The sequence below is a fragment of the Paenibacillus sp. FSL E2-0190 genome (genome assembly GCF_037992965.1).
GTDB lineage: Bacteria > Bacillota > Bacilli > Paenibacillales > Paenibacillaceae > Paenibacillus_AQ > Paenibacillus_AQ odorifer.
The window spans coordinates 2,513,383-2,527,749 of the sequence record NZ_CP150306.1 but is presented as its reverse complement, the minus strand read 5'-3'; the positions used below and the strand labels follow the sequence as shown (position 1 = coordinate 2,527,749).

General features: G+C 46.2%; 13 protein-coding genes and 1 tRNA gene. 6 read left to right on the top strand and 8 right to left on the bottom strand.

Features of this window, described 5'->3' with window-relative positions:
• Positions 1–187: 187 nt before the first annotated feature.
• Positions 188–559 carry a hypothetical protein gene (locus tag NST25_RS10775; RefSeq protein WP_081383124.1) on the bottom strand — a complete coding sequence of 124 codons (372 nt, stop codon included), beginning with the start codon at positions 557–559 and terminating at the stop codon, positions 188–190.
• A gap of 166 nt (positions 560–725) precedes the next feature.
• Between NST25_RS10775 and NST25_RS10770 the strand changes: the two genes are divergently transcribed.
• Positions 726–1,973 carry a S8 family peptidase gene (locus tag NST25_RS10770; protein ID WP_340393966.1) on the top strand — a complete coding sequence of 416 codons (1,248 nt, stop codon included), beginning with the start codon at positions 726–728 and terminating at the stop codon, positions 1,971–1,973.
• Here NST25_RS10770 and NST25_RS10765 read toward each other — a convergent pair.
• Positions 1,965–2,774, bottom strand: coding sequence for a class I SAM-dependent methyltransferase (locus NST25_RS10765; protein ID WP_076304822.1), 810 nt, complete (start codon positions 2,772–2,774; stop codon positions 1,965–1,967). The two genes, NST25_RS10770 and NST25_RS10765, sit on opposite strands and share 9 nt — an antisense overlap.
• A 199-nt stretch (positions 2,775–2,973) precedes the next feature.
• Between NST25_RS10765 and NST25_RS10760 the strand changes: the two genes are divergently transcribed.
• The 3 genes from NST25_RS10760 to NST25_RS10750 are packed head-to-tail and all read left to right on the top strand — an operon-like array spanning position 2,974 to position 4,915.
• Positions 2,974–3,345: a GntR family transcriptional regulator gene (locus NST25_RS10760; protein ID WP_340393964.1), complete on the top strand. Its 372-nt coding sequence runs from the start codon at positions 2,974–2,976 to the stop codon at positions 3,343–3,345.
• On the top strand, positions 3,342–4,232 hold the full coding sequence (locus NST25_RS10755; RefSeq protein WP_076301198.1) for an ABC transporter ATP-binding protein: 891 nt from the start codon (positions 3,342–3,344) through the stop codon (positions 4,230–4,232). The genes NST25_RS10760 and NST25_RS10755 overlap by 4 nt, the downstream gene beginning before the upstream one ends.
• Positions 4,232–4,915: a hypothetical protein gene (locus NST25_RS10750; protein WP_076277473.1), complete on the top strand. Its 684-nt coding sequence runs from the start codon at positions 4,232–4,234 to the stop codon at positions 4,913–4,915. The genes NST25_RS10755 and NST25_RS10750 overlap by 1 nt, the downstream gene beginning before the upstream one ends.
• Positions 4,916–6,341: 1,426 nt before the next feature.
• Here NST25_RS10750 and NST25_RS10745 read toward each other — a convergent pair.
• A tRNA-Leu gene (locus tag NST25_RS10745) sits at positions 6,342–6,425 on the bottom strand.
• A gap of 182 nt (positions 6,426–6,607) precedes the next feature.
• On the opposite strand from NST25_RS10745, the gene NST25_RS10740 reads away from it, so the two are divergent.
• Positions 6,608–7,054, top strand: a complete 447-nt coding sequence (locus NST25_RS10740; RefSeq protein ID WP_051491615.1) for a hypothetical protein — start codon at positions 6,608–6,610, stop codon at positions 7,052–7,054.
• 96 nt (positions 7,055–7,150) lie between these two features.
• Here NST25_RS10740 and NST25_RS10735 read toward each other — a convergent pair whose 3' ends face one another.
• The 3 genes from NST25_RS10735 to NST25_RS10725 form a co-directional block, all read right to left on the bottom strand.
• Entirely contained in the window at positions 7,151–7,369 is a 219-nt protein-coding gene (locus NST25_RS10735) for a hypothetical protein (protein WP_076186635.1), read from the bottom strand.
• 115 nt (positions 7,370–7,484) lie between these two features.
• The gene (locus NST25_RS10730) at positions 7,485–7,802 is read right to left on the bottom strand and encodes a hypothetical protein (protein ID WP_036689410.1); all 318 of its coding nucleotides are present in this window, start codon (positions 7,800–7,802) and stop codon (positions 7,485–7,487) included.
• Between the two features lie 101 nt (positions 7,803–7,903).
• Complete coding sequence (locus NST25_RS10725) at positions 7,904–8,476, bottom strand: xanthine phosphoribosyltransferase (protein WP_038569895.1); 573 nt, start codon at positions 8,474–8,476, stop codon at positions 7,904–7,906.
• Positions 8,477–8,672: 196 nt separating this feature from the next.
• Here NST25_RS10725 and NST25_RS10720 point away from each other — a divergent pair, with 196 nt between their 5' ends.
• Positions 8,673–9,794: a hypothetical protein gene (locus NST25_RS10720; protein ID WP_076301199.1), complete on the top strand. Its 1,122-nt coding sequence runs from the start codon at positions 8,673–8,675 to the stop codon at positions 9,792–9,794.
• On the opposite strand, the gene NST25_RS10715 is transcribed toward NST25_RS10720, so the two are convergent.
• Positions 9,781–13,020 (bottom strand): AAA family ATPase, encoded by a 3,240-nt coding sequence (locus tag NST25_RS10715; protein WP_340393962.1) that lies wholly within the window; start codon positions 13,018–13,020, stop codon positions 9,781–9,783. The genes NST25_RS10720 and NST25_RS10715 overlap by 14 nt on opposite strands.
• On the bottom strand, positions 13,010–14,362 hold the full coding sequence (locus tag NST25_RS10710; protein WP_340393960.1) for a DNA repair exonuclease: 1,353 nt from the start codon (positions 14,360–14,362) through the stop codon (positions 13,010–13,012). Before NST25_RS10710 ends, NST25_RS10715 begins: the two co-directional genes overlap by 11 nt.
• Positions 14,363–14,367: the final 5 nt, after the last annotated feature.

Genomic DNA, 14,367 nt, shown 5'->3' with positions numbered 1-14,367 from the left:
ACCCGCCTTATATATTGTCCATTTTTGTACTATATTCCCAAAATTATGATGCTGAAAGTATGGCATCCCCCCATTCTGTTTGTCTGTAACAAATTACTCAATTGAATCAAAGTTAGAAAAATAAAAAAAACAGCACGCATCGATATAAAATCGACGCATGCTGTTTACTTGACCTGGCTTGTCCAAACTAGAATCTAGCCACAAAAAATTCGCGGTCTGCGGGAACGTTAAAGCTTCTTATAGTAGCTCCACTCTCATCTCTTAAAGTGAGAAGATAAGGTACCGATGTTAAGGTACTAATTGTTGGGAATCTAACTACACCAAATTCGTCAAAATCAGCAGTAACCGTTGTAGTTCCAGCTCTCAATGAAGCTGTCCACCCCGTAGTATCTTTAGGTGTACCCGTTGCATTTGTACCAATAGCAACAACAATGAATCTATCCAGAGTCTGTCTAATTCTCCGTTTCTTTCTTGTAGCAGCTGCTTTCGCTTTTTTAGCCGCGAGAACTTTGCTAGCCATAACAGCTTGCTTGTTAACTGGTTTTTTAATCATTGCCATTTATTTCACCACTTTCTTTTTAGGATACGTTAGTAAATGCAAGAATCGTAAGATTTGACCTCTCTTTCACCTACAAATCTGAAAATATGTTAAACCCTAGTTTCATAGTTTCGTGTCCACTAGCTCTGCAGTGCATATAATACCTTCAAGAGGTGATTCATTACTAATGAACGGTCAAAAATGGCTAGAGCAATATCATTCGAAAATGCACCATTCCTTGAGAAAAAGAGTTCAACGTTCCTATTATCCAGGATATAAAGCGAATACCATTCCAGTTATCATTAAATTCAAACAAAAAATAACTACAGCCCAGCTACAGTCTTTACAAAAGCATTTAAAATCCCACGACCTTCCGATCAGACATCATCTTCACCTGCTCAATTCGATATCATCCAAAGTTTCAAAAAGCTGCTTGAACCGGATGTGCCGCTGGGATGGAATCGAGAAAATTTATTTGGATCAAGTCAAAAAAACATCCCTTAATATAGCCACACCATCCATTGGTTCTACAACCGCTCAAAAGAAAAAGGGGCTTACCGGAAAAGGAATAAACATTGCGATTCTTGATACAGGGGTGTATCGTCACCCTGACCTGTTTCGCCCTGTTAACCGTATAGTTGCTTTTAAAGATTTTATCAATCATAGAAAACAGCCCTATGACGATAACGGCCATGGAACTCATATCGCAGGGGATGCAGCAGGCAACGGATGGATGAGTAAAGGAAAATACAAAAGCCCTGCTCCAGAGGCAGGGATAGTAGGTGTCAAAGTACTAGATAAAAATGGCGATGGATATGACTCCACAATCATTAAAGGAATTGAATGGTGTATTGCGAATCGGAGAAGACTTAATCTTCGTATTCTTTCGATGTCGTTCGGGGGTAAGGTGAATCTTCCTTGTTCAGATGATCCACTCTGCCAAGCTGTAGAAAAAGCAATTAAAGCCGGACTTAACGTTGTAATAGCTGCTGGAAACAGCGGCCCGGGACGCAGTACGATCGAATCTCCAGGGATTAGTCCTTCAGCAATTACTGTCGGTGCAGTGGATGACCGTCGCACGCTCACACAAGCGGACGACCGAATCACTTGGTTCTCCAGTCGCGGACCCGCACCGGGAGGAAGGAAGAAACCAGATCTCGTTGCTCCAGGCGAGACGATCATCTCCCTTCGTGCTCCACGATCCAAGCTGGATCGCGAGCTTCCTTATTTGCGGATTGCTAAAGATTACTTTGTGCTGTCCGGTACCAGTGTCTCAACACCTATCGTCTCGGGTGTGATCGCGCAATTACTCCAGAAGAACCCTTCTCTTACGCCTAAGCAAGTAAAATCCATACTAAAAAAGAACACGTATCGCCTTAAACTAAGTCCTAACACAGCAGGATGCGGTGAGATCAATGCGCGGTTTTTATCGTAAATCCGCTTCTTTTTTAAAGGCAGTAATGACGGAAACCGACAAGTCCTCTGTAAATACACCTGTAGGTTCTATTTCTAATAAAGCTGATTTCATATCATCTTCAAAACGTTCTAAGTTATCTCTAAATAATCGCTTAGAAGCATAAGACGTAGAATACAAATTTCCTAGTATCGAATCAACAGTCCAAGTGATGGAATAACTCGGTAATACCTGTCTTTTAACGTCTTTAAAACTGGATCGCTTTACAACATCCTCATGTCTTTCTTGGGGATGTTTATATGTACTTTTTCCGGCTATTCTTTCGTCACCCAACCAGCGTTTCACTACTTCCTCTACCTTTTGTTGCCAAGGTAACGGTTCTTGTTGTTCATTAAAAGTATCAATTACAGCAATACCACCGTTATCATCTAAACTATGATAGAGAACTTCAAGTATGGATTCTCGGTCCATCCAGTGAAACGCCTTAGCCATCATGATGAGACGAAAGGAACCCCAGTCATTGAATAGTTCTTCCGCTCTCCCCTGTTGCCAGCTAACATTCTCAACCCTGTTGTACTGTGATAACAGCTTTGCTTCATCTAGCATCTCTAGTTCAGTATCTACGCCAATGATTTCTTCGAACCAATCCGCAAACCTTAGCGCTAACTGCCCAGTACCACAACCTAAGTCCAGCAACCGGCCCTCTCCGTGAAGTGAGAATTTGTCCACTAGATATCGAATCAGTGAGGACGGATATAGCGGGCGATATCTGGTGTAATAGCTTGCAGTATCTTTGAACAGATCCGGACCATAATCATTCATAGCTGAACTCCCCCTTCTTTTTTACCAAGGACAAAATCATAGCAGATATGTTGTGCAAATAAAAGGCTATCCAGAGCATTCTGGGCAGCCTTTATTTATGTGGATACAGCCCAAAATAATTAAAAATATTGACAATTAACTTCGTTGCATATATGGTTAATTACATAACTAACTAACCAATGAAGTTGGCGGTGAATACATGGGAAACTTAATGGATGATACACGACCGATATTTATGCAGATCGCCGAACGAATAGAAAATGACATCATCGAAGAAACACTGCTGGAGGAATCACAAGTTCCTTCGACAAATCAGTTTGCTGTTTTCTACCAGATCAATCCGGCTACAGCTGCGAAAGGTGTGAATTTGCTTGTGGATCAAGGGATATTGTACAAAAAACGAGGAATCGGTATGTTTGTGGCATCTGGAGCGCGTGCAGTATTGATGGAGAAGAGAAAAGAACAATTTTATGAACAGTATGTAGTAACCATGATCCGTGAAGCTGAAAAATTAGGAATTACGTTGGATCAATTAACAATTATGATTCAGAGGGGAGACAACGAGTCATGAATGAAGTTGTTGAAATCAAAGGATTGACTAAGTCATACGGAAATGTCACTGCCATCCATGAACTCAGTTTTTCTTTGGAGAAAAACAAGATATACGGGCTTCTCGGCAGAAACGGTGCAGGAAAAACCACAATAATGCATATGATCACAGCTCAGCTTTTCCCCACAAGTGGTGTCCTGAACGTATTTGGTGAACATCCGTACGAGAATAACCGGGTTCTCAGGCAGATTTGCTTCATTAAGGAAAGCCAAAGGTATCCGGACACGTACCGAATCATCGATGTACTGGAGGTATCCGAATTATTTTTTCCAAACTTTGATCGGGAATATGCTCACTCTTTAATCAAGGATTTCAATCTGCCATTAAAAAGAAGAATAAAAAAGCTATCCCGAGGTATGCTCTCGGCTGTAGGAATTGTAGTAGGTCTAGCCAGCCGTGCCCCGCTTACCATTTTTGACGAACCCTATTTAGGACTTGATGCTGTAGCTAGAAGCCTGTTTTACGATCGCCTAATTGAAGATTATGCTGAAAATCCACGCACAGTTGTTTTGTCCACCCATTTGATCGATGAGGTAAGTCAGCTTTTAGAGCATGTTATCGTCATCGACAACGGCAAGCTAATTATTAACGAAGATGCTGAAGCCCTTCGCGGGCAAGCTGTTACGGTAATCGGCGCGACAGCGAAGATCGAAGATTTTATCGCCGGCAAACAAGTCATTTCCCGCGAGTCTTTTGGCGGATTGCTTACGGCCACCATTATCGGTTTCAACGCGAAAGATCACGCACATGCTGAAAAGTTAGGCTTAGAGATCTCACCTGTATCTTTACAGCAATTAATCGTTCATCTCACAAATAAAAAAACTCTAGGAAAGGAAGTGACCGTGTAATGAATCCTACGGCAGGCATGATAAAAATGCATTTCAGAGATAAGTGGTTATGGTTGTATATGCCTTGGGTAATCTTGTTATCCAGCTTCTTGGTAAATGTCATCGTCGCTTCTTTCATCCAAGAACCAATCTATACCGGCGGTCTCGTCTCCATCTTCATTTATATGTTAATCACCGGTATACTCATTTTGGTGCAGACCTTCCCTTTTGCTCTGGGCTTAAGTCAACGCAGAACGGATTATTTCATAGGCACTTCCTTAATGGCTATTATAACTAGCGCCACCTACTCAATTCTCCTCTACCTGCTCGCAATCATTGAAAGCAAGCTCACGGGTGGCTGGGGTTTGGAACTACATTATTTTCATTTGCCTTTTTTAAATGATGGTAATGCCATAGAACAGCTGTGGATGTATTTTGTGCTCTTTCTTAATATGTTTTTTCTGGGGCTAATGATATCCAGTATCTTCCGGAGATTTGGCCGAAGCGGTTTGTTCATTTTCTCAGGGGCTATGTTTATCCTGTGCAGTCTCGGTGTATTATTAATGACCTATAATCAGTGGTGGGTAGACCTCTTCAACTGGTTTGCTGGATATACCGCATTTGAACTTGCTTTGTGGTCCATGCCTTTGACAGTTGTGTACGCTCTTTTATCGTTTTTGATGCTGCGTAGAGCAACAGTGTAATTCATTATCCTGTAAAAAAACAGGTGTGTCCCAAAAGCCATGCCGGGTGCACCTGTTTTCTTTCGTGTCTTAGACTTTGATCTAGACAACAAACTTTATTGGATTCGAGCATAGTTGCGCGTGCGATGGTGCTATCGGATACTGCAGGGCGAGTAGCTTAGAAGCAAACGCAGTTCGCTATTGCAGATAACGACGGGTCGAAACACAGATTAGTATTTCGCTAATCAGCGCGTGCGAAGGCTCTATCGGACTCCGCTGATCTTATTCGTGGCTTTAGAGCATATTGGATTCTATCGGACCCAGCTGACCTTATTCGTGGCTTTAGAGCACATTTGGATTCCTATCGGACCCCACAGTCGCTATTGGTATAAAAAACGCCAATTGTGATCCTTTTTCCATGCTATAGCTGCACTGGGGTCCGATGCTACGCTCAAAAGGTGATAAATGCGCAAATAGCTTCATCTGAGTCCTTTAGCCTCAGGTGATGATGATGACTCCGCGGGGCGAGTAACGTAGAAGCAAAACACTAATTAGTCTTTCCCCAATCTGCGCGTGGAAAGACGCTATAGGACTCCGCTGACCTTATTCGTAGCTTAGAGCACATTTGGTTTTCTATCGGACCCCGCTGACCTTATTCGTAACTTAGAGTACATTTGGTTTTCTATCGGACCCAGCTGATCTTATTTGTGGCTTTAGAGCACATTTGGATTCCTATCGGACCCTACAGTCGCTATTGGCATAAAAAACGCCAATTTTGATCCTTTTTCCATGCAATAGCTGCACTGGGGTCCGATACTACTCTCAAAAGGCGATAAATGAGCAAATAGCTTCATCCGGGTCCGTTAGCCTCAGGTGATGATGATGACTCCGCGGGGCGAGTAGCGTAGAAGCAAAATACAAATTAGTTTTTATCCAATCTGCGCGTGGAGACACTATCGGACTCCGCGGACCTTATTCACAGCTTAGAGCACATTTGGTTTTCTATCGGACCCAGCTAATCTTATTCGTGGCTTTAGAGCAAACTTGGATTTCTATCGGACTAACTGACCTTGTTCGCAGCTTTAGAGTACATTTGGATTCTATCGGGCCAACTGACCTTATTTGTAGCATTAGAGCACTTTGAATTCTTGTCGGACCCCATTGACCTTATTTGCAGCTTTAAAGCAGATTTGGATTCCTATCGGACCCTACAGTCGCTATTGGCATAAAAAACGCCAATTGTGATCCTTTTTCCATGCAATAGCTGCACTGGGGTCCGATACTACGCTCAAAAGGCGATAAATGAGCAAATAGCTTCATCTGGGTCCGTTAGCCTCAGGTGACGTATCTTAAGGATACCTTCCTCTTTCGCACTACCGTCTGCTGAAAAACACAAAAAAAGGATTATAAACCTGCTACTAGAGCAGTTCTATAATCCTTTTAGCTATGCGGTCAAGAGGACTCGAACCTCCACGATATTGCTACCACTGGCACCTGAAGCCAGCGCGTCTGCCAATTCCGCCATGACCGCGTATTATAATGACTCGCTTATTGCGGTCACAAGATAGATCATACCACGCTGAGAATTCAACGTCAATATATTTTCGCCGTTTTCTTATCATTCATTAATTTATGGATAATTATTGCTTTTGTTGCCGAATATAAGGTATAATGAGAACAAAAGTTCGCATAATATAAATGAGGTGATTTATAATGGCGACTACAAAGCTAAACACATCCATTATTGATGAAGAAGTAACTAAAGAAGAACTGTCCCTGGTCAGAAGCTATTTGCTGCTAACGTTTATTCATAAAGTGTTCGAACGTGACTGCCGTGTAATCAGTAGAAGCGGCCTGTTTAAGACCCCTCAGCTATATATGGAGCTCGTATCTGGTGCCACAAAGAAGACGTCACTAATGCTTCAAGAGGTTACGCGCGAGCTGAGCTCCCATGATTTGAAGATTACTACCGTTCGCCAAGATCAGAGAGGAGTCGAAGCCTTATATTCCTGTAGAGGATTTCAAGGAGAGATGAATATATTATGGCCAGGCTTCCGTAGAGAAATGATGCTGCGCATGCGCGCGTATCTTGGACTGTCCACAGAACTCTCCATACTCTCCAGAGAAGAGAATGCGTCTGAACTAGCTCTAACTATATAATCCCAAATGATATTACAGAAATAGCTCCCGCCCAGTAGGGCGAGGAGCTGTTTTGTATTATGAAGATTATTACTGCGGATATTATTACTGTAAAAATTATATATTATCCGGATCTTGTCTTGGTTCGCTAAATGGCTGGAATATATAATTGCGATCCAGCTTCACTACTCGTCTATTCTGACGACGTATCATCACCTGAGAATCATCCCAAGCAAGAACTATCCCTTTTACATCGTTACTTTCCAAGCCATCACGCACTACACGAATTTTCTCACCGGAAATCCGATAGGCATCCAATTGCTCATCGCTAATCATTATTAATCCCTCCTGTCATAACTTGTCCTATTTAGTCTCAGAAAAAAGACCCAAATGATAAATCATCTGGGTCTCATGTAGGCAATTAACGACTTGCATGTCTACTAAAGCATTCTTATATCAGCGCTTCATTCTTCTCAAACCAGAAGTCAAGAACTTTAGCGGACATCACACGTTGCTCCAGATACTCCACTTGGTTAGTTGTGAATTTCTCCCTCCACGGGAAGGATAACTCTTCGCACAAACCTTTGATTGTCAGAAGCTCTGACCAGGCTACATAGCGTTTGTACCAAAAAAACTGAGGATGTTCAATCATATAGGGATACAGATCGTCGAATTCCGTGTGTTTGCAATCCAGCGCACGCTCGAAATGATCCTTGGCCTCGGTTAATTTATCAATAAAAAATTGTTCAGTCACCGGTTCTTTCCCCATTGTGACGCCTCCTCCCTATGTCTAATTTTTATTATAAAGGAAAATCCATAGGGTGAAAAGCAGTTGTTTAAAAAATAGGCCTGTTCTTATTACCAATTAGGTTATTCCCCAAATTCGATGGTGCCTCCATTTAGAGAGGTAATTCTTACGAGTGACTCCAGACGAATGCCTTGCTCTCTGATCGTCCGAGCCCCTGCCTGAAAGCTTTTTTCTACTACAACACCAAGACCAACTAGCTCAGCGCCAGAACGTTGAATGATCTTAATCAAGCCACGCGCTGCATCACCATTGGCAATAATATCATCAATAAAGAGGATTTTATCCTCTGGAGAGATGAACTGGCGAGACAACATAATATCGGTAACGATACCTTTTGTAAAAGACGGAACTCTTTCGCAAAGCGCATCCGGATCAGCTAACAGAGTTTTTTTGCGGCGTGCAAAAACTAGCGGCACCTTTAATTCATACGCGGTGGCAAATGCCACGGCAATGCCCGAGGATTCAACGGTCACAATACGAGTAATTCCTGAATCCGCAAACCTCCCGGCAAACTCCCGTCCCATTTCCATCGTAAGCTGTGGATCAACCTGATGATTTAGCAGTGCATCCAGCTTCAGTACCTCATCCGAAACGACGACACCTTCTTCCAAAATCCGCTGTTTCAACACTTCCATGACTTTGAACCTCCAATACCCTTTATAATCGCAGACATTCCGTACAAATTAATCACTGATCATAAAGCAATTACGACGGAAGTCATGTCCTACTGATCCTCATCATAACCTGTACTATACAGAGTACACAAGGTTATCCTGCATAGCACTCGTTATGATTTTTCTTTAGCTTCGTAAAACTATTAGGAGGGGAGCCATGAAATCACATGTCCGAACATTACAGATCGCTTTCACTTATATTGGCACCATTGTAGGAGCCGGATTCGCCACCGGGCAGGAAATATTAAAATTCTTCACACGTTACGGGCACTGGGCAGTCCTGACCATCCTGCTCTCAACTATATTGTTCATATGGCTGGGTACAAAAATGATGGTCATTGCTCGGCGAATAGAAGCGGAATCCTATGAAGACTTTAACCGTCACCTCTTCGGCGAACAGGTCGGAAGCACCATCAGTTTGTTCACGATGGTCGTCCTGATCGGTGTAAACAGTATTATGCTTGCAGGGGCCGGCGCTATTTTTCAGGAGCATCTCGGACTTCATTATCAGACTGGACTACTTATCACATTGCTTGGTTCATACTTTCTGCTAAAACGAGGGATTTCCGGTATTCTGCAAATGAACAGTATTGTTGTTCCTTTAATGCTTACTCTGTCACTTATCATTATTTTTAATACTTTTCAAATTCCGGGAGCTGGAAGGTTCCTGTTCCTTGATAACGATCGCTCTCTCTTTGGGGCATGGATGTCACCGCTGCTTTACACCGCCTTTAATTTAGGGATGGCACAAGCTGTTTTAGTCCCAATGGCTCGTCACACAGAGGAAGAAAAATCCCTTGTATGGGGCGGTATTATTGGGGGTACCGGGATTGGTTTTATGTTGATTGCCGCACATTTCGCAATGAGCTCACAGATGCCAGGGATTCTCAAGTTTGAAATTCCGATGGGCAGCATCGCCGTCCGGTTGGGTACTGTAGTGCAAACTATATATCTGCTGCTGATCTTTTTGGAGATCTTCAGCACTTTTGTCGCCGATATTTATGGAGTAGCTGTACAGCTTAAGCAACGGCTTCCCCTATCAACTGCACTAATCACACCTCTTCTGATGTTGGTCTGCTATTTACTGAGCCAGTTTGGCTTTAGTTCACTTCTCTCGGTGTTCTACCCAATCTTCGGAGGCTTATCATTAGTCTGGGCTGTCAAGCTGCTGCGAACGCCATGGTCCACTCCACCAGGAGATAATACCTTATCGAACTCAAAGGAGAAGGGGAACAGTCTCGTATCTGTAAAACCAATCACCCGAACTACACGGAAATAACCGCTGCTGTAGGAATCATACGTGCTGCCGCTTCCGCCACATGCTTGTGACAGGTCATCATCACAATCTGGCGGGAGATCGACAGTTCTCCAAGAAGTCCAAGCGCAGCATGAAGACGAGACTCATCAAAGTTAACGAAGAGATCATCGAATAACAGCGGCAGCGATACTTGCCGTGACATGGTCTCTGCCAATGCCAGCCGGATGGCAAGATACAGCTGTTCTGCCGTCCCTCGGCTGAGCAGTCCACTGTCCAGCAGTCCCCCGTCCTTGTGTTCAGCTTTCAGCTCTTTATGCCCTAGTGTCATAACAACCCTTTTGTATTCCCCTTCCGTCAGCTTGGAGAAATAATCTGAGGCAAGCAGTAATACCTGTGGCTGCTTCTCCTGCTCATACACACGGCGAGTTCGCCCGATTAGTTCGGCAGTTATCGCTGCCACTGCATATTTATCAGCCACGATCCGCAAGGCTGCTCTCTGCTCTTCCAGTTGCTGAATAACGGAATCCTCCACGCAGCGCTCCTTCAAATACTCCCTTTCCTGAAGCAGCTTGCCTCGTTGCTCCAGCAGGGTGTTCCAACCCTCTTCCTGCCGTTCCATCAATTCTTCAGCCAATGACCGCTCCAGCTGCAATGCTTCCACATCATGATGATTTAATAATTCCAGCAGAGCAGCAACCCGCTCCTCCTCCCAACCACCGAACATAGCAAGCTCCCACTGGCGAATCAATTTATTCAGATCACTGCGCCGCTGCACAGCTGCTGACCTGCGTAAGAAATCCTCTCCACCAGTCGCCCCGCCTTCCTGTATCAGAAGTTCACGCTGTTCTCTCAGCTCACCTAATATCCTGTGGCTCTCCTTGAGTTCTTCATCCACATCCTGCAATCTTGACTGCATAGTTTCCCGGCGAATCAAGTCCTTTTTCAGATCATCCCATGCTCTTTTTCGCAGTTCCAGCCAGCTTAGTAAGGTTAATGCAGATACTCGTTTCCCCTCTTGCGGATCTATTTCAAAACCAGCTGCCGCTACACCAGACTCGTCGCCAAGATCAGCACCCGACTCATAAATAAGAGCGAGCAGCTCCTCCTCAAACACGTTACATTCTGCTTCCAGCTCCTTCAATCGTAAGGAGAGTTTATTCTCTTGGCGCAGCAGCTCATTCCCTTGTTCAACCATAGCAAAAATATCCGGCAGCCCTTCAGGAGATAATCCTTCAGGCAACCTGCGTTGGCGAAGCCATTCTTCATATTGCTCAGCCGTTTCCGTGAATGCCGCCTCCGCCCGGTGCATTTCTTCAGCGAGCAGCTTCTCTTGGCCTGCCAGCGTCTCCAGCTCTGTGCGGCAGGCATCACGCTCGGCGGCATAGCGTTCGATGCGCTGCCGCCAAGCTGACCAAGCCTCCATGAGCCTGCGAAGCTCCCTCATGGAGGCCTCCAGCCCGCCTGCGTCAGGGCTGGACCCCGGGGCGGCCGTCCGCCGCCCCGGCACAACGCTCTCCGGCTCCGCCCCGGAGAGCAGCTGCCCCCGCAGCCGCAGCATCTCGGCTGCGGCTGCGCTGACGTCCCCGCCATGCTCTGGCGGGGACGCTTCCGGCCGGCGCGCTCCGCGCAAGCCGGCCCAAAGGGCCAGATCGGCCGCGCCCAGCAGGCCGATCGCAAGCACGGCGCTGGCCGGCGGAGCACCGGTCAGCCACAGCGCTGCGGGCAGCAGCACGGTTAGTGCTGCCCCGGCCCACAGCAGGCGCCGGTAGAGCGCGGCCATGCGCTTCGCGCCAAGGCCGTCACTTCCAGCGCCGCGCGCTGGCCCTTCGCTGAGCTGCGCTTCGCGCCAGCGTTCGGCCGCCTGCTGCAGCTCGTCCCACAGCTGCAGCACTTCACGGGCGCTGCGCGGAGCCAGCTGCGCAAAAGCTTCCGCGCCGGTAGCGTGCTCACGCGCCAGCGTCCGTTCTGCTGCTTGGAGCGACGCTGAGGCAGCGGCCAAACGGGATCGCAACGACTGCCGCGTTGCACCCTCCGCCTCCATGCGGCGGTCATAACTAGCGAACGCCGCCGCAAACTTCCGTGCAGCTTCACGATCCGCCGCTGTCCCAGAGAACGAAGTCAGCTCTGCAGGGCCCCAGCTCACATCAATGCCGCGCAGAATTCGCCGCAAATGCTCATTCAGCGCCGTTAATTCTCCCTCAAGCCGCTGTCTTTCCGTTCTACGGTTCTCGTAACTGCTCCGATGCCGGTCCAGCCGCTCTAAAACAGGCCCCTGCGCTGCTAATACTTCATCTGGAGGGTTCTTTGCCAGTTCAATAGTAAGCTCGCTTAGAAGACGTTCATAACGTACTACTGATCCCTGTGCATTCCGAATTTCTCCTTCAAACGCCTGAAAGCGAGTTGCTCCTTCTTCAGGAAAGGCTGAAATCAATGGCAATCCTTGCAGCTCTAGCTGAGCCTCGCTCCACTTTAACCACAGCTCACGGACTTCCTGTGCTTTTCGAAACATCACTAGCTGCTCTCCAGTGAGCTTGCGCTGTTGCTCCAATTCATCTAGCTCCGACTCCGTTACCCTCAATGCAACTATATTATCGTTATATCGCGGAAGATAAGAACGGCTCTCAACCATTTGTCGCTCAAGCTTTTCAATGGCTTGCACAACTTTTGCTGCTTCTTGCAGCTTGCCACGAGGTTTGTACAGCTTCTCAGCTTCCTGCACCAAACGGCGTTCCGCACGCATGATTGTACCGCCACCGCCCATACCTGCATGAAAAAGAAAGCTGCTCATCTCCTCAGATTGAAGGGCAGCAAGCTCCTGCAGCTCGTCCAGTGAAACTGCGAACAATTGCTGGAACATACTCCTAGAGATCCCCCCAAGTAAATATCGTTCCATTTCAGCTTGTCCCAGCTCTTGAGTCGTTTCATTTGGATGATTTACTGTAATGTTCAGCTTTTCATTTCTTCCTGATCCCTCAGCACCTGAAGCAAAACGGCGAATGGTCCACAAACCTTCATTACTATCACGTATCTTCAAAGTTCCCCCATGCAATCCGCCTTGCATAGGTTCATACCTTTCCAAGGGATTTCCACGGCTTGGAATTCCAAACAGCATAGAGCGTATGAATTGCAGTGTCGTACTTTTTCCTGCTTCATTACGCCCATAAAGTACGGTCACTCCCTGCGTTAAATGAATCTCTCGATTGTGAAGACGCCCGAAGCCATTGATATGCAAATGTTCAATTCTCATCGTTTTGCCCTCCGGCTTGTTGATACGAAGGACTTTCCGCCGCTTCAACAGTATCATCCATCCCGCCAAGCATCGTGATTCCCTGCTCTGCTGAACCACGTAGCCAGCTCAACTTCTCTTCTTGACTAGTCATAGACAACAGCTTTCGCAGCTCCTGATTCTCCAATAGCGGTTTAAGCGCACTATTTAATAGTTCTTCGAGCGCTTCCGGGGAATGTTCCGTATGCTCTGCAATGCGCAGCATTTCTCCAAGAAAACTATCCTCTTCCAATAAGCGTTGGCGATCAATAGCTAAACCGGACTCTATAGCGAACCCTTCCGTCCAGACAAGCCCTTTGTAATCTTTACGCTCAGCCCTAATCGCCTCACGGCGCTGGAGTTCAGACAGCAAATCCTCTGCTGCCCCTTTTTCAGCCAATACTTTATGTACGTCCCCTCGCCCAATCAGACGAAATCTGACCACCGACATGAGCTCCGGGAGCTCCGCGCGGATGTCTTCAATAACCTGCTCCACTTTCTGTATCCATTCTGCTTCATTGCTCAATCCTTCTATAGATAAGTCTCTAACCTGCCAGCGAACGAAATCCAGTTCATGAAATTGCAGAGTGGATCTTCCAGCCTCATCTACATCCACAATATAACAGCCTTTAGCTCCGGTTTCCTTAATGCTGCGCCCTTGTATATTGCCTGGATATACAATCACAGGCTTCTCATGCAGTACACTACGTTTATGAATATGTCCAAGCGCCCAATAATCAAACCCCCGTTCGATAAGGTCCCTGCGACTGCAAGGAGAATAGGTCTCATGCAGCAAATCACCGTCTACATTGCCATGCAGCATCGCAATATGAAACAGGCGGCTGCCAGGTTTACGAGAAAAGGTTACAGCTGTGTTGTTCGTCACTTTCGCCGTTGGGTAAGAGATTCCACTAACGATGGCAACTTCTTGGCCATCTATACGGCGGCAAGCTGTAGCGTGATCTGGCTTCTCTCCGCCAAATACGGTAACATGCTTTGGCATTTCCGTTGTCAGACGCAGTCCGTCAAGCGGATCGTGGTTGCCATGAATCAGGAACACGTGAATCCCGTGCTCACCGAGTTCTTTGAGCGCTTCCTGAAATCGCAGCTGTCCCTGTAATGATGCATCTGAAACATCATACACATCTCCACTAATGACAATAAAATCAACATTCTCTTGGATCGCAACGCGGACAAGCCGCCCGAGGGCGGCAAAGGTAGACTCACGTAAATAAGCACGAATGGCTGGCGAAATATGCGCCAGCCCGGCAAAACGGCTATCCAGATGTAAATCAGCAGTATGCAGAAAGCGAAATGGAATCATAGGTG

Excerpts from the sequence above, each read along its gene's own strand:
- NST25_RS10730 (WP_036689410.1), bottom strand. The coding sequence starts at position 7,802 with ATGGGGAAAGAACCGGTGACTGAACAATTTTTTATTGATAAATTAACC.
- NST25_RS10770 (WP_340393966.1), top strand. The coding sequence starts at position 726 with ATGAACGGTCAAAAATGGCTAGAGCAATATCATTCGAAAATGCACCAT.
- NST25_RS10765 (WP_076304822.1), bottom strand. The coding sequence starts at position 2,774 with ATGAATGATTATGGTCCGGATCTGTTCAAAGATACTGCAAGCTATTAC.
- NST25_RS10760 (WP_340393964.1), top strand. The coding sequence starts at position 2,974 with ATGGGAAACTTAATGGATGATACACGACCGATATTTATGCAGATCGCC.
- NST25_RS10725 (WP_038569895.1), bottom strand. The coding sequence starts at position 8,476 with ATGGAAGTGTTGAAACAGCGGATTTTGGAAGAAGGTGTCGTCGTTTCG.
- NST25_RS10735 (WP_076186635.1), bottom strand. The coding sequence starts at position 7,369 with ATGATTAGCGATGAGCAATTGGATGCCTATCGGATTTCCGGTGAGAAA.
- NST25_RS10715 (WP_340393962.1), bottom strand. The coding sequence starts at position 13,020 with ATGAGAATTGAACATTTGCATATCAATGGCTTCGGGCGTCTTCACAAT.
- NST25_RS10740 (WP_051491615.1), top strand. The coding sequence starts at position 6,608 with ATGGCGACTACAAAGCTAAACACATCCATTATTGATGAAGAAGTAACT.
- NST25_RS10755 (WP_076301198.1), top strand. The coding sequence starts at position 3,342 with ATGAATGAAGTTGTTGAAATCAAAGGATTGACTAAGTCATACGGAAAT.
- NST25_RS10775 (WP_081383124.1), bottom strand. The coding sequence starts at position 559 with ATGGCAATGATTAAAAAACCAGTTAACAAGCAAGCTGTTATGGCTAGC.
- NST25_RS10710 (WP_340393960.1), bottom strand. The coding sequence starts at position 14,362 with ATGATTCCATTTCGCTTTCTGCATACTGCTGATTTACATCTGGATAGC.
- NST25_RS10720 (WP_076301199.1), top strand. The coding sequence starts at position 8,673 with ATGAAATCACATGTCCGAACATTACAGATCGCTTTCACTTATATTGGC.
- NST25_RS10750 (WP_076277473.1), top strand. The coding sequence starts at position 4,232 with ATGAATCCTACGGCAGGCATGATAAAAATGCATTTCAGAGATAAGTGG.